Source organism: Streptomyces angustmyceticus (assembly GCF_019933235.1).
GTDB lineage: Bacteria > Actinomycetota > Actinomycetes > Streptomycetales > Streptomycetaceae > Streptomyces > Streptomyces angustmyceticus.
Genome location: NZ_CP082945.1, coordinates 6,192,840 through 6,207,281 on the forward strand (window position 1 = coordinate 6,192,840; position 14,442 = coordinate 6,207,281).

Genomic DNA, 14,442 nt, shown 5'->3' on the forward strand with positions numbered 1-14,442 from the left:
CCGGCCCGGCACGGCGGCGTCAGCGGCCCGGCGGGAGATCCGCCGGGCCGTTCGGCTTCCGCCCCCGCCGCCCCGCTCCCCGCGCCGCCCGGACGCGGATAGGCTGTGTGTCATGCGTGATCTTGTAGCGGGGATGCGGTATCTGGGCAAGGGGCAGCGCTGGGTCGCCCAGCACGGCCGGTGGTGGGGCTTCGGGCTGATCCCGGCGCTGATCGCCCTGGTGCTGTACGCGGCGGTGCTGACCGTGCTCGCCCTCTGGTCCGGCGACATCGCGGCCTGGGCGACGCCGTTCGCCGACGGCTGGGGCACGCCCTGGCAGGGGCTGCTGCGCGGGGTGTTCGTGGCGCTGTTGATCGCCGGCGGGCTGACGCTGTCGGTGCTGACGTTCACCGCGGTCACGCTGCTGATCGGCGACCCCTTCTACGAGTCGCTGTCGGAGAAGGTGGAGGAGTCCGAGGGCCACTGCCCGCCGTCCCCGGACCGGCCGCTGTGGCAGGAGATCTGGATCGCCCTGCGGGACAGCGTCCATGTGCTGCTGCGGGCCGCCGGATTCGGGATCCTGCTGTTCGTCCTCGGGTTCGTGCCCTTCGTCGGGCAGACCGTGATCCCGGCCATCGGCTTCTGCGTCTCCGGTTTCTTCCTCGCCGTCGAGCTGACCTCGGTGGCCATGCAGCGCCGGGACGTTCCGGTGCGGGAGCGGCTGCGGCTGCTGCGGGGCCGCAAGGGGCTCGCGGTCGGCTTCGGTACCCCGGTCGTGCTGCTGTTCCTGATCCCGTTCGTCGCGGTCGTGCTGATGCCGGGCGCGGTGGCCGGCGCGACGCTGCTGGTGCGGGACCTGATGGCGGACGAGGAGGAGCCGCCCGCGCCGGAGCGGGGCGAGGGCGCGGCCGCGCGGGGACCGGCCGCCGGCGCCCCGTACGGGCAGCCGGGCGCGCCGGGCGGCTTCGGGCCGGCCCCCGCGGGGTTCCCCGCTAACCAGGGACAGCCGCAGGCACCGCAGGGGTATCCGTATCCGCAGTCCGGTCCAGGGTCGTCCGCAGCGCGTCCACCAGCCGGCTGGTGAGGTCGGCGTCCGCCGCCAGCAGCGGGCCGCGGACCGGTCCGGCGGGCAGGCCGAGGTGGTTGAGCAGTGCCTTCGCGGTGACCGTGCCGGGGGCCTGGCCGCCGGTCAGCTGCTCGACGAGCGGGACCAGCGCGAGCTGACGGCGGGCCGCCCCGGCCGTGTCGCCGGCGTCGAAGGCGTCCAGGACGGCGCGCACCGCCCGCGGCGCGGCGTTGGCGGCGGTGCTCACACAGCCGGCGCCGCCGAGCGCGCGCAGCGGCAGGATCTGCTCGTCGCAGCCCGCGTAGTAGGCCAGGTCCGTCGAGGCCAGGACCTTCGCCGACTTCAGCAGGTCGTAGCCGCAGTCCTTGACGGCCGCGATCCGCGGATGGGCGGCCAGCCGCAGAAGGGTGTCCCAGGCCAGCGCGACGCCGGTGCGGCCCGGGATGTCGTAGAGCATCACCGGCAGCCCGGTGACGTCCGCGACCGTCCGCAGGTGATGGGCGACGGCCTCCTGGGTGGGCCGTGAGTAGTAGGGCGTGACCACCAACAGGCCGTGTGCGCCCGCCCGTTCGGCGCCGCGGGCGAGGGCGACGGAGTGCCGGGTGTCGCTGGTGCCGACCCCGGCGATGATCCGTGCCCGGTCGCCGACGGCCTCGACCACGGCCCGCAGCAGGGCCTCCTTCTCGGCGTCCGAGGTCGTCGGGGCCTCCCCGGTGGTGCCGCTCAGCACCAGTGCGTCGCAGCCGCCCTCGTCGACGAGGTGGGTGGCGAGCCGCTGCGCGCCGTCGGTGTCGAGCGCCCCGTCGTCGGTGAACGGGGTGATCATGGCGGTCGCGGTACGGCCGAAGGGCGAGGCCGCGACCGGGGGTACGAGGGGGGCGGGCATGGTCTCCCCGCCGGGAGTCTGGGGGTGCCTCATATGTCACGTCCAACGTGGTGGTGCCGGCTGGTTCCTCGGACAGCGCTCCGTGCGGGGCCGGAACGCGGAAGCGGCCGCCGCGCCTTACGGTGCGACGGCCGCTCGGGCATCACAGGCCCATCACGCGCCAGTCAGGCCATTCCGCGAACGCTTCAGGTCCTGGGTCCGCTCGGTTGCGGACTCCTCCGACGACTTCGGCTTCCGCTGGTCGGTGCGCCGCTCGGCGGCACGGTCCTTGTTGCCCGACTTACGGTTCTGGGACTTCGGCATGATGACTCCCTATGTCTCGCCGAATGGTTCTTACATGCCCAGTACCGCACCCCCCGCGGCAGTCGGCCCCCCGGCGTGGGCCAGGCGGGTGACAGGAGGGTCACGCGGGGTGATGTTCCTCGGTCACGGCTTGATGCGCAGGACCTGCGGGTCGTGGTCGCTGGCCTGGTCCGCGTACTCGGCGTTGATGTGCACGATGTCGTAGTCGGACCGGGTCAGCGGACGGGTGGTGAGCATGTGGTCCAGCACCTGCGAATTGCCGTTGTAGACATAGCCGTAGCGCTCCGCCGCGGGCAGCCGGCGGACCTGGTCGGTGAGCACGCCGCCGGCGGTGAGGTCCTTCAGCGCCGGTGAGAACTCGTAGTCGTTGAGGTCGCCGGCCACCACCACGCCGGCCTTCGGGTCCTTGGCCAGCAGGTCCTTGACGAAGCTGTTGACCAGCCGGGCCTGGGCGGTGCGCTGGGTCTCGGAGCTGCGGGCCGGGGGCTGGAAGCGGCTGTCCAGGCTCTGGTCGCCGCCCTTGGAGTTGAAGTGGTTGGCGATCACGAACACCCGGCTGCCGGGGCGGCTCTTGGCCGAGAACTGCCCGACGAGGGGCTTGCGGCTGTCCTTCCACGCCTCGTCGGCGGGCGCGATCCGGCCCGGGGACGCGGACAGCGTCGCCTTGCCGTGGTCGTCGACCACCTTCACGGGGGTGGTGGCGTCGCCGCCCTTGACGTCCGTGAAGGACGCCCGGTCGGGGTTGAACAGGAACGCCGTGCGGATGTTGCCGCCGGGCTGGCCGCCGTCCTTGTCGTTGACCGGGTCGATCTGCCGCCACTCGTACGCCGGGCCGCCGGCCGCCTTGATGGCGTCGGTCAGCTTCTTGAGCGTCTCCCCGGCGGTGACCACCCCGTTGTCCTTGGCGCCGCTGTCGTCCTGGACCTCCTCCAGCGCGACGACGTCGGGCGAGGACAGGTTGTGCACCAGCGCCTTCGCCAGCCGGTCGAACTTGGCCTGCGGGGTGGTGGGGGAGAGGTTCTCGACGTTGTACGTGGCGACCGCCAGCTCGTCGGACTTCTGCTTGCGGGTGGTCTCCGGCTCCGGGCTCGTGCCGGCGACCTTGCCCAGTTCGGTGGCCTGCAGGGTGTAGCCGCCGAAGTTGTCGTAGTCCAGCGGGCCCGCGGTGGTGCCGGTCAGCTTCTGGCCGACGTCGGCCACCGGGAACGGCTGCTCGGCGAACGGGATCAGCGACGCCAGCTTGATGCGGCCGCCGTTGGGGTCCGCGTACGAGCGGTAGAGGGTGCCGCCGCGGGCCGTGCGGTGGTGGCGGGGCTCGGCGGTCGTCCACAGCTCGTGGTGGGTGTTGGTCGCGCCGACGACCGGGGCGTCGGCGACCGCGACGCGCATGCCCTCCAGGGACTCGTAGCGGTCCAGGGCGTACGAGCCGGGGCGCAGCTTCAGCGACTCGATGCTCTTGCCGTCGCCCGCGGTGGGGGCGTAACGATTCGGCACCGAGGCCGGGTTGAGCTTGAAGGCGGCCGGCAGCGGCGCGCCGGAGGACGCCACCTTCCAGGTGGCGTCGGTGATCTCGGTGACGGACTGCAGGCCGGCGTCCTTGCCGCCCGGGTAGTACTCGCTGACCGTGCCGGAGAAGGTGATCGCGTCGCCGACGGCGACCTTCGGAGTCTCCTTCCCGGTGTAGACGAAGACCGCCTCGCTGGTGGCCGGGTTGCGGTCCGGGTGCGGGTCCTGCACCCAGAAACCGCGCGCCGAGCCGAACGAACGGATCGCGGTGACCGTACCGGGCACCTCGCTGACCTGCTGTCCGGCCAGCGGGGATATCCGGGTGCTGCCCTGGATGTCGTGGATGCGCGCACCCGCCGCCGAGGCGGACTGGGTGGCGGTGAGCAGTCCGCCGGCCAGGGCGGCACAGGCCACCGCGCTGACGGCGACCGGTGTGCGGAGCGAACGACGGGACGGCATGCATGCCTCCGAGGGTGATGGGGGGTGGTCGGCGCAGCGTGCCTACGGGTCGGTAACCAGCACGCTACGCGCGTCAATCTCTTGCGCACGGAGGGGAGTTGTCAAGCTTTCTCCCGATGACCGGGAGGGGACGCGTGGGTGAACCGTCCGAGTTACGGCGAATTCCGTCTACGCTTGGTCGGCGCTCCCGGCACCGCTGGGAGTACCCCCAGCCGTAGTCCGTCCGAGGAGCTGAACACCCGATGTCCGCAGACCGCCCCACCCTGCCGCCGGTGCGGCTGCACTCCGAAGCGGAACTGGCCAGGGACGCGCTGAGCACCCCGCTGCTGGCCCGCGCCGCGAAGCTGGCCCGCTGGGCCGAACGGGGCGTCCCGGTCGGCGTCGGCGGCCAGATCCTCGACGAGCCGCTGGCCGCCGCCACCGAGCTCCTCGGCCTGGCCGGCGACGAGGACGGCGCCGCCTGCACCGCCGAGGCCTGGCAGCTGGCCGTGGACACCGGACTCGTGGAGATCGAGGAGACCGCGGACAGCGAGGACGGCGAGGACCTCCCCGACGACGCCGCCGCCGGCACCGCCACCCCCGGCGAGGAACTCGGCCTGCTCACCTCCGGCAGCCCCCAGGACATCCTCGACATCTGGCTCGGCGGCATGGAGACGGTGCTCGCCGACGCGGCCGCCCCCGACCTCGCCGACCTCGCCGACCAGCTCACCGAGGGCGGCGAACTCGACCTGGACGCCATCGACTGGAACCCGGAGGAGGAGGCCGAGCTGCTCGACGGCATCCTCGGCAACCTCTACCTGCTCACGGCCCTGAACGAGCACCCCGGCCAGGACGTCCCGCTGCCCGCGCTGGCCGCCTCCATGATCGTCCCGGACGACATGGACGAGCCCACCGACGACGTCCTCGAAGAGGTCTCCGAGGCGATGATGCGCCTGGACGACCAGTTCCGGGTGCTGGAGCCGATCGGCCTGGTCGCCTACCGGCCCGTCGACGAGGCGCTCATCGAGGAGCTGGACGAGGACGGCGAGACGGTCCTGAGCCCGGCGGCCTCCTCGGACGGCTCCGGCGCCGAGCCGCTGTCGGACGAGGACGTCTCCCGCTACGGCCTGGTGCGCCTGACCCCGCTCGGCGTCTACGGGGTGCGCGCCCGGATGCTGGACGCGGGGGTGCACGCCCCGGCCGTCGGCGACCTCGCCGACAAGGGCGCCGACGTCCTCCTGGACGCGCTGCCCGACTACCCCGAGGCGCTCGCCCAGGCCGAGTCCGAGCAGTGGCTCGCCGCCCGTACGCCCCTGGACGCCGCCCGGGACCTGCTCACCGCCGCCCGCGGCGACGACGACCGCGCCCCGCGGCGCCGGCTGGCCGCCCAGCAGACCCTCTCGCTGGTCTCGCCGGACGCCGAGGACGCGCTGCGCGAGGTGCTCGACGACCGGCAGCTCGGCGGCCTGGCCCGGGTCTGGCTCGCCGAGCGCGCGCTGCCCGGTATCCCCGAGCCCTCCCAGGAGATGATCTTCTGGCTGACGGTGGACACCATCGCGGCGCAGCTGGAGAGCGCCGACGAGGACGCCGCGGACGAGCTGCGCGACCTGGTGCAGGGCCTGACCGAGCAGCACAGCGGGTTCTTCGACACCGCCTGGCGGGTGGACCACCCGGCCACCGCCGACGTCCTGGAGGCCATGGGCCGGCTGCACCCGGACAAGAAGGCCGCCAAGGAGGCCCGCAAGGCCGCGTTCAAGGCGCGCTCGCGGCAGTCCGGCTGACGCGGACACCGGACACGGCCGGGGCGGATCACCGCCCCCGGGGCCGGTCCGGCGGACCGGCCCCAACTGCTTCCTGGATGTCGCGCGGCGTTCAACTGGAGTTCGGCGACGCACGAGAGCGTGTGCGGCGCAGGCACAGGGGAAGACACCGGCCATCCAGGAGATGAGAATGCCGCTCACCCGCAGAGACTTCGCCAAGCGTTCCGCCCTCGCCGGCGCGGGGGTCACGCTGGCCGGCAGCGTCGGGGTGCTGGCCACCGCGCCCGGGGCCATCGGCGAGGAGCTGCCGGACTCCGCGCAGGGCGACGCGGCGGACGGTCACGCCGCCGGCTACGGCCCGCTGGTCCCGGACCCGGAGGGCATCCTGGCGCTGCCCGCCGGGTTCTCGTACCGGATCATCACCCGCACCGGCGTCACCAAGCTCGACAGCGGTGAGTCCACGCCCTCCAACCACGACGGCACCGGCACCTTCCCGGGCCACCGCGGCAGCACCCTCCTGGTCAACAACCACGAGCTGAAGGGCCCGCGCGCCGACTGGCCGCACCCGGTGCCGCTGGCCGAGGGGTTGGTCTACGACCCCGCGGCGTCCGGCGGCTGCACCGTCGTCGAGGTCGCCAAGGACGGTACGCCGGTCGGCGAGTGGGTGGGGATCGCCGGTACCTCCACCAACTGCGCGGGCGGAACCACCCCGTGGGGCACCTGGCTCACCTGCGAGGAGAGCGAGGACAAGGCCGGCGAGCACGGCATGACCAAGGACCACGGCTACGCCTTCGAGGTCGACCCGCACGACGTGAAGGCCGGCCGCGACCCCCGGCCCGTCAAGGCGCTGGGCCGCTACGCCCACGAGGCCGTCGTCGTCGACCCCCGGCGCGGCCACCTCTACCTGACCGAGGACGCCGCCGGCCCCAACGGCCTGTTCTACCGCTGGACCCCGCCGCACGGCTTCCGCCACGGCCGCGGAGCGCTGCGCACCCTCGCCGACGACGCGGGCGTGCTGGAGGCATTCAAGTGCTTCGACTCCGGCGGCCGGTTCGTCGACGACCTCTCGCGCGCCACCAAGGCCGGCACCGTCTACGGCGTCGACTGGGTCGAGGTCCCCGACCGTGACGCCCGCAAGGTCTCGGTGCGCAAGCAGTTCACGGCCGGTCAGGTCACCCGCGCCCGCAAGCTGGAGGGCCTGTGGTGGGCTGACGGCGGCGCGTACGTGGTGTCGTCGTACGCCCGGGACGAGAGCCCGGTCCAGCACGACGGCCAGGTCTGGTTCTACGACCCGCGGCGGCGGACCCTGACGCTGAAGGTGCTGCTGGGCGTCAACAAGGAACCGTCGAAGGACGGCGCCCTGGACGGCCCCGACAACATCACCGTCTCGCCCTACGGCGGGCTGGTCATCGCCGAGGACGGCGAGGGCGTACAGCACCTCTTCGGGGCCACCGACGACGGCCGCACCTACCCGATCGCCCGCAACGAGCTCAACATCGGCACCGCGGACAAGCCGGAGTTCAGCGAGTTCACCGGGCCGGTGTTCTCCCCGGACGGGCGCACGCTGTTCGCCAACATCCAGGAGCCCGGCATCATGCTGGCCATCACCGGCCCCTGGAAGCGGCACCGTCGTCAGCGGTAGCACCGCCGCGGCCCGCGGGTCTGTCAGCCCGCCCCGGCCGTGAGCAGGTAGTAGTCCAGCAGCCCGGTCTCGTACGCCGTCAGATAGCGGCGCGGCCACTCGTCGCGGAGGGCGGGCTGCTGGGCCATGTAGCGGTCGTAGCACTCCCAGACGCCGTCGCCGACGGACCGCACCCGGACCTCGCGCAGGCCCGCCGCCCGCAGCGCCGCGGCGGCCTCGTCGATCACGTGCGGGACGTCCAGGCCGTCGGCGAACGGGGGCAGCAGGGCGGGCAGCGCGCGGGCGGCCTCCGGGGTACGGGCGAAGAACGTCGTCAGGGCCAGCCGGCCGCCCGGACGCAGGACCCGCGCCGCCTCCCGCGCGAAACCGGGCAGATCGCGGAAGTGCTGTGCCGCCTCGACGGAGAAGAGGCAGTCGACGCGGTCGTCGGGGAGCGGGATGCGCTCGGCCGCGCCCCGCAGGAACTCCAGCCGCCCGGGGGAGCCCGCTCGGGGGGCCAGCAGCGCCGCGTTCGCCTCCCGGGCACGGGCGATCTGGTCGGGGTGCGCGTCCATGCCGATGACGGTGCCCAGGCCGAACTCCCGCAGCGCCAGCGCGGAGCCCAGCCCGCGCCCGCAGCCCACCTCCAGGGCGGTGCGGCCCCGCGGCCGGTCGAAGGCGCCGAGCACCAGACGGTAGAGGTCCTGCTCGCTGCGCACCCGGTCGTCCTCGGTCAGCGGGCGGCCGGCGGGTCCCGGCAGGCCCGTCCAGTAGCCGAAGTTGATGAAGCCGCCGGCGAAGGCGGGGACCGTGCTGAGGTCGAGCTCGCCGTAGACCCGCGCGACCCGGTCGGGAAGGTCCGGGCCCGCTGGGCCGTCCGGGGGACCGGCGGGCTGGGCCGGCGGCGGATGCTGCGTCATCGAACGCTCCTCGTGTGTGCCGTGGGGACGCGCCGGGGCGGGCGGACGGGGGCCGGGCGGCGGTGCGCCGGAGGGCGCGAACGCCGCCAGGGGCGGGCACGGACGCCACAATCTTCGGCCCTGGGCCGCTCCCGCACCAGGGCGCCCCGCGACGCTCCCGCCGCCCCGGCGCGCCCGGAGGCCGCCGGGGACGCCGGGGTCAGCGGTTCAGAGGGCCTGCGCGGCGGGCTTGACCATGCCGCGCACCGTACGGGCGTCGACGAACTCGCCCATCGCGGTCATCTCCCACTCGCCGGAGAACTGCCGGATCAGCTTCGCCATCATCACGCCGGTACGGGGCTCGGCGTGGGTGAGGTCGAAGCGGACCAGCTCCGCGCCGCTCTGGGCGTCCACCAGGCGGCAGTACGCCTTGGCGACGTCGGAGAACTTCTGGCCGGAGAAGGAGTTCACGACGAAGACCAGGCCGGTCACCTCCGGCGGCACCCCGCCGAGGTGGACGGTGATCGCCTCGTCGTCGCCGGCGCCCTCGCCGGTGAGGTTGTCGCCGGAGTGCTGGATCGCGCCGCCCAGGATCATCAGCTTGCCGAAGAAGCAGTTGTCGATCTTCTTGCGGTCCGGGCCGTAGGCGATGACCGAGGCGTCCAGGTCGATGCTCTTGCCGCGGAAGGCGGGCTCCCAGCCGAGGCCCATCGTGACCGAGGTGAGCAGCGGCCTACCGCCCTTGACCAGCGACACGGTCTGGTTCTTCTGGAGGCTGACGCGGCCCTTGTCGAGGTTGATCTTGCCGGAGCCGGGTGCGGGCGCCGCCGCCGGATCGGCGGCCGGGGCCGGGGGAGCGGCGGCCGGCGGCGGGGCGGCCGGGGCCGGGGTGCCCGCGGGCGGTCCCCACTGGGCCGCGGGGGCCGGGGCGACGGGCGGTGCCGGGGGAGCCGGGGGTGCCTGCGGGGCGGCGGGCGCGGCCGGTTCCTCCACGGTGACACCGAAGTCGGTGGCGATCCCCGCCAGCCCGTTGGCGTAGCCCTGGCCGACGGCCCGGACCTTCCAGACGCCGCCGCGGCGGTAGATCTCGACGACCACCAGCGCGGTCTCGGACCCCAGCCGCGGCGGGGTGAAGGAGGCGATGACGCTGCCGTCGTCGGCGTTGCGGACCGTGCCGGTCGGCTCGGTGCCGGCGAAGGTCGCGCCGGGGGCGTCCGGGCTCGCGGTGACCACGATCTTCTCGATGCCCTCGGGGACGGCGGCGGTGTCCACCGTGATGGTGTCGCCGCCGCCGGCCGCGGCGGAGTGCGTCACGCCAGGTCCGCTGGGCTGGTTGTAGAACACGAAGTCGTCGTCGGAGCGCACCTTGCCGTTGGCGGCGAGCAGCAGGCCCGACACGTCCAGCCGCACGGGGGCGGTGACGTCCACCGCCACCCGCACGGCGTTGAGCGGGAGGTTCGAGCCAGGAGTCATAGCGGTCATGCCGGGCTCAACGATCGGCCCGCCTTTGCGGTTCCATTACCTGCGCGCCGCCCTCCCGGACCGGTCACCGGCGTTCGCGGGAGTTGCCGAAGAGCAGCCGGTAGGCGATCAGCAGGACCAGCGCTCCGGCGATCGAGGCGATCCACATGGACGGTTCGCCGAAGTCCTTGGGGATCGGGCGGTGCAGGAACTTCGTGGAGAGCCAGCCGCCGATGAAGGACCCCACGATGCCGATGAGGGTCGTGCCGACGATGCCGCCCGGGTCCCGTCCCGGCAGCAGGACCTTCGCGATGATGCCCGCGATCAGCCCGAGTACGAGCCAGCTGACGATGCCCATGATGCGTTCCTCGTTCCTGCGCGACGGGTGGGTACACAGACCAGGACGCCGGGCGGGCGGCGGGGGTTCCGCGGGGTGGCAGGGGCCACGTTCCCCTCCCGGGCCGGGCGGCGGGTCGGCGCTGCCGTCGAGGCGGCCGGATCAGTGCTGCCACCGCGGCGGGTCGGTGCAGAAGGTGCCGCCGAGGTGGGCGTGGCCGGGGTTCGCGGGGTCCAGTGCGCCCTGGGCGGCGAGCAGCGCTTCCGCGTACGGCTCGGAGTCGTCCTGCGGGTCGTACCCCAGAGCGCGGGCGCTCGACAGGTCCCACCACAGGCGGGTGTTGGCGGAGGAGCCGTAGACGACGGTGTGGCCCACATCGGGTGCGGTGAGCGCGGCGTGCAGCAGCCGGGCGCAGTCGGCCGGGCTCAGCCAGATCGACAGCATCCGCACCGAGGCCGGCTCGGGGAGGCAGGAGCCGATGCGGACCGACACGGTCTCGATGCCGTGCCGGTCCCAGTAGAGCGAGGCCAGGTCCTCGCCGAAGCCCTTGGACAGCCCGTAGTAGGTGTCGGGGCGGCGGGGCGCGCCGACGGGTATGGCGCCGGAGCCGTCCGCGGGGCGCGGGGTGAAGCCGACGGCGTGGTTGGAGGAGGCGAAGACGACACGGCGCACGCCCGCCTCCCGCGCCGCCTCGTACAGGTGGTGCACGCCCTCGATGTTGGCGCGCACGATCTCCTCGAACCCGGCCTCCAGGGAGATGCCGGCGAGATGGATCACCGCGTCGACCCCGCGCACCGCCTCGCGCAGCGCCCGGGTGTCGGCCAATTCGGCGGTGATCGCGTCCGGTTCGCCCTCGACAGGGCGCCGGTCGAAGAGCCGCAGCCGGTACCCGTAGGGGGGCAGCAGCTCGCGCATCAGGGTGCCGAGCCCGCCGGCGGCGCCGGTGAGCAGGACGGTGCGGGGTGCGGTCATGGGCGGGTACTCCTCCGGCTGAACTCCAGGGAAACGCCAGGGCTGACTGCCCGTCGGCATTCAGATGTGCGGACACGCTAGGAAGCGGGGTTTCGGCCGGTCAAGGCGCTTGACGGGCTCGGTGAATCCGCTTGCGGCGCGGGAGTCGCGCACCCCTGGCCGGCCTCACCCCGGCCGGACGAACCCGCACTCGTACGCGGCGATCACCGCCTGGGTCCGGTCCCGCACCCCGAGCTTGGCCAGTACCCCCGCCACGTGCGTCTTGACCGTGGCCGCGCCCACCTCCAGCCGGTCCGCGATCTCGGCGTTCGTCAGCCCGGCCGTCATCAGCCGCAGCACCGCCCGCTCCCGCCCGGACAGCCGGGCCCGCAGCGCCGCCGCCGCGTCGGCCGCGGCCCGCTCCCCGGCGTGCCGGGCGGCCAGCCGGCGGACCGCGGCGGGGAACAGCAGCGAGTCGCTGCGCGCCACCAGCCGTACGGCCTGCACCAGGTCCTCCGCGCCGGACCGCTTGAGCAGGAACCCGCTGGCGCCGGCCCGCAGCGCGTCGTAGACGTGGGCATCGTTCTCGAAGGTGGTCACCACGATGACGCGCGGCGGCTCCGGCATCCCGGCGAGTACCTGCTCGGTCGCCCGGATGCCGTCGATCTCCGGCATCCGCACGTCCATCAGCACGACGTCGGGGCGCAGCGCACGGATCAGCGGCACCGCCTCCGCGCCGGTCGACGCCTCGCCGACGACCTCCATGTCCGGCTCGGCGCCCAGGATCGCGCGCAGCGCCGTCCGCACCATCCGCTCGTCGTCGGCGAGGACGAGGCGCAGCGGGCGAGGGCCGTCCCCGCCGGGCGCCTCGTGGCCGTGCTCCTGCCGCGTGGTCATGTCCCCCGGCATGGTCATGTCTCCCGGCATGGTCATGTCTCCCGGCATGGTCATGTCTCCCGGCGTGGTCATGCGCCGCTCACCCCGTTCCTGTCCCGGTCCTTGTCGTCGGCCCTGGCCCTGGCCCTGGCCCCGTCCCCGTCCCCGTCCTCGGCCCTGCCCCCGCCGACGGCAGCCGGACCGCCAGTCGCCACACCCCGTCCCGGGCCGCTGCCGTGGCCTCGCCGCCCAGCAGGCGGGCCCGGTCGGCGATCCCCCGCAGCCCGTGGCCGCCGCCCGGACGGGCCGCCGCAGCGGGGCGGGCGGCCCCTGGCCCGGCCACCGGATTCTCCATCAGGATCGTCAACTCCCCTTCATGTGACCGCAGATGAAGCCGGACCGGTACCGGTCCGGCGTGCCGCAGCGCGTTGCCGAGGCCCTCCTGCACGATCCGGTAGGCCGCCCGCGAGACCACCGGCGCCAGGCCGGCGCACCGCCCCTCGACCGTCGCCTCGACCGCCACGCCCGCCGCCCGGGTCCGGCCGAGCAGCGCCGGAAGGGCGTCCAGAGCGGGTGCGGGCGCGGCCGGATCGGTGCCGTCCTCCGCGCGCAACAGGCCCAGTACGGTGTCCAGTTCGGCGACCGCCTCGCGGGTGGTCTCCTCGATGGCGGCCAGCGCCCGGCGGGCGAATTCCGGGTCGGCGTCCAGCACCCGGCGGGCCGCGCCCGCCTGGAGGGTGACCGCGCTCAGCGCGTGCCCGACGGCGTCGTGCAGCTCGCGGGCCAGCCGGTTGCGGGTCGCCAGATCGGCGGCCCGGCGTTCGGCGGCGGCCAGCCGGTCGGCGGGCGTCGGCCCCAGCAGCACCGGCGCCAGGCGCCCCAGCAGCGCGCCTGCCCCCCAGGCGGTGCCGGTCGTCAGGGCCAGCAGCGCCAGCCCCGCGAGCGGCCCCAGTACGCCGGGCAGTTCGGGCCGGCCCAGCGCGGTGTGCCGCAGCGGATCGGCGAACGGCAGCATCAGGAGCACGACCGCGGCCGGCGGCGCGGACAGCGTCATACCGCTGACGACGCCACCCGCCAGCAGATGCGCCGTGAACCACAGTGCCGTGCGCCGCCGGGCCGCCCACGAGAGCGCCGGCCCCTCGGCCAGCAGCTCGGCGGGCACCGCGCACAGCGCGCGTACGGCGGCCACCTCCAGTGGCCGCACCAGCGGGAAGAGCAGCCCGGCGAGGGCGGCCGGCGGCAGGGCGCAGCCGAACGCGACGAACTGCCAGCGCACGTCGCGCAGCGGATCGGCGCCGTCCACCACGAGTGGGATCACCACCGCGACCAGTAGGAAGAACGGCATCAACAGCGCGCCGCCCAGCACCAGATGGACCCAGCGCCTGCCGGTCAGCCGCACCGGACCGCCTCGCGTGGGGCGGCCTGGGGACGGTCGGGCGCTGACGGCTGCGATGCCCGTGCGGGGCGGCCGGTGCGGGGGTTCATGGCGCCCAGCCTTCCGGAGGCCGTCCCGGTGCGCGTCGTCCCCGGCGGCGATCCGCCTCCGCCGTACGGGGGAGGCGAAGGCCGGGGCGTCACAGCCGCCGGGTGGCCAGCGCCAGCCGGTCGCGGGCGTCGAACAGGGTGTCCTTGATCAGCTGCTCGTGCGCCGGGGTCAGCCGGGCCACCGGCACCGAGCAGCTGATCGCGTCCCTGGCCGGGGTGCGATACGGGATCGCGACGCCGAAACAGCGCAGGCCCAGGGTGTTCTCCTCGCGGTCGACCGCATAGCCCTGCTCGCGCACCGCGTGCAGCTCCTCGATCAGCTGCTCGCGGTCGGTGAGGGTGTGCTCGGTCAGCTGCGCGAGGGCCGGCGGCAGCAGCGCCCGCACCTGGTCGTCGGTGTACGTGGCGAGCAGCGCCTTGCCCAGCGAGGTCGAGTGGGCGGGCAGCCGCCGGCCGACGCGGGTGAAGGGGCGCAGGTAGTGCTGCGACTGGCGGGTGGCGAGGTAGACGACGTTGGTGCCGTCCAGGCGGGCGAGGTGGATGGTCTCGGTGGTGTCGTCGGAGAGCCGGTCCAGCGTCGGCCGGGCCGCGGCGACCACCTCGTCGCCGTCGATGTAGGACGTGCCGACCAGCAGCGCGCGCACGCCGATGCCGTAGCGGGTGCCGGTGGCGTCGGTCTCCACCCAGCCCAGGTCGACCAGGGTGCGCAGCAGCATGTAGAGGCTGGACTTCGGGTAGCCGACGGCCTCCTGGACGGACGCCAGGCTGTGCATGCCGGGGCGGCCCGCGAAGTACTCGAGCAACTCGACCGTCCGCACGGCGGATTTGACCTGGGATCCACCGGTCTCGGCAGCTGGCATCGCCCTTGACCCCC

Annotated in this window: 13 protein-coding genes; 3 read left to right on the forward strand and 10 right to left on the reverse strand. The window is 74.1% G+C overall.

Annotated elements, in window-relative coordinates; translation table 11 throughout:
• Positions 1–112 precede the first annotated feature (112 nt).
• Positions 113–1,063, forward strand: a complete 951-nt coding sequence (locus K7396_RS27610) for an EI24 domain-containing protein (protein ID WP_223660220.1) — start codon at positions 113–115, stop codon at positions 1,061–1,063.
• On the opposite strand, the gene dapA is transcribed toward K7396_RS27610, so the two are convergent.
• The 3 genes from dapA to K7396_RS27625 form a co-directional block, all read right to left on the reverse strand.
• A complete protein-coding gene (dapA, locus tag K7396_RS27615; protein WP_086718031.1) occupies positions 972–1,931 on the reverse strand; it encodes a 4-hydroxy-tetrahydrodipicolinate synthase in 960 nt (319 codons plus the stop codon). The genes K7396_RS27610 and dapA overlap by 92 nt on opposite strands.
• A gap of 153 nt (positions 1,932–2,084) precedes the next feature.
• Positions 2,085–2,234: a hypothetical protein gene (locus tag K7396_RS27620; protein ID WP_167392758.1), complete on the reverse strand. Its 150-nt coding sequence runs from the start codon at positions 2,232–2,234 to the stop codon at positions 2,085–2,087.
• 123 nt (positions 2,235–2,357) lie between these two features.
• The gene (locus K7396_RS27625; protein WP_086717992.1) at positions 2,358–4,199 is read right to left on the reverse strand and encodes an endonuclease/exonuclease/phosphatase family protein; all 1,842 of its coding nucleotides are present in this window, start codon (positions 4,197–4,199) and stop codon (positions 2,358–2,360) included.
• 242 nt (positions 4,200–4,441) lie between these two features.
• Between K7396_RS27625 and K7396_RS27630 the strand changes: the two genes are divergently transcribed.
• Positions 4,442–5,959, forward strand: coding sequence for a hypothetical protein (locus K7396_RS27630; RefSeq protein ID WP_086717990.1), 1,518 nt, complete (start codon positions 4,442–4,444; stop codon positions 5,957–5,959).
• 169 nt (positions 5,960–6,128) lie between these two features.
• Entirely contained in the window at positions 6,129–7,580 is a 1,452-nt protein-coding gene (locus K7396_RS27635; protein ID WP_086717989.1) for an alkaline phosphatase PhoX, read from the forward strand.
• A gap of 23 nt (positions 7,581–7,603) precedes the next feature.
• Here the strand turns inward: K7396_RS27635 and K7396_RS27640 are convergent, their stop codons facing one another.
• The 7 genes from K7396_RS27640 to K7396_RS27670 form a co-directional block, all read right to left on the reverse strand.
• Positions 7,604–8,479, reverse strand: a complete 876-nt coding sequence (locus K7396_RS27640; RefSeq protein WP_086717986.1) for a class I SAM-dependent methyltransferase — start codon at positions 8,477–8,479, stop codon at positions 7,604–7,606.
• A 207-nt stretch (positions 8,480–8,686) separates the two neighbouring features.
• On the reverse strand, positions 8,687–9,931 hold the full coding sequence (locus K7396_RS27645; RefSeq protein ID WP_152104991.1) for a TerD family protein: 1,245 nt from the start codon (positions 9,929–9,931) through the stop codon (positions 8,687–8,689).
• A 73-nt stretch (positions 9,932–10,004) separates the two neighbouring features.
• Complete coding sequence (locus K7396_RS27650) at positions 10,005–10,277, reverse strand: GlsB/YeaQ/YmgE family stress response membrane protein (RefSeq protein ID WP_086721970.1); 273 nt, start codon at positions 10,275–10,277, stop codon at positions 10,005–10,007.
• Positions 10,278–10,418: 141 nt separating this feature from the next.
• Positions 10,419–11,228, reverse strand: a complete 810-nt coding sequence (locus K7396_RS27655) for an NAD-dependent epimerase/dehydratase family protein (RefSeq protein ID WP_152104956.1) — start codon at positions 11,226–11,228, stop codon at positions 10,419–10,421.
• 165 nt (positions 11,229–11,393) lie between these two features.
• Positions 11,394–12,104, reverse strand: a complete 711-nt coding sequence (locus tag K7396_RS27660) for a response regulator transcription factor (protein WP_086720442.1) — start codon at positions 12,102–12,104, stop codon at positions 11,394–11,396.
• Between the two features lie 79 nt (positions 12,105–12,183).
• The gene (locus tag K7396_RS27665) at positions 12,184–13,428 is read right to left on the reverse strand and encodes a sensor histidine kinase (protein ID WP_086720441.1); all 1,245 of its coding nucleotides are present in this window, start codon (positions 13,426–13,428) and stop codon (positions 12,184–12,186) included.
• Positions 13,429–13,657: 229 nt separating this feature from the next.
• Positions 13,658–14,428, reverse strand: coding sequence for an IclR family transcriptional regulator (locus tag K7396_RS27670; RefSeq protein WP_086720439.1), 771 nt, complete (start codon positions 14,426–14,428; stop codon positions 13,658–13,660).
• Positions 14,429–14,442 lie beyond the last annotated feature (14 nt).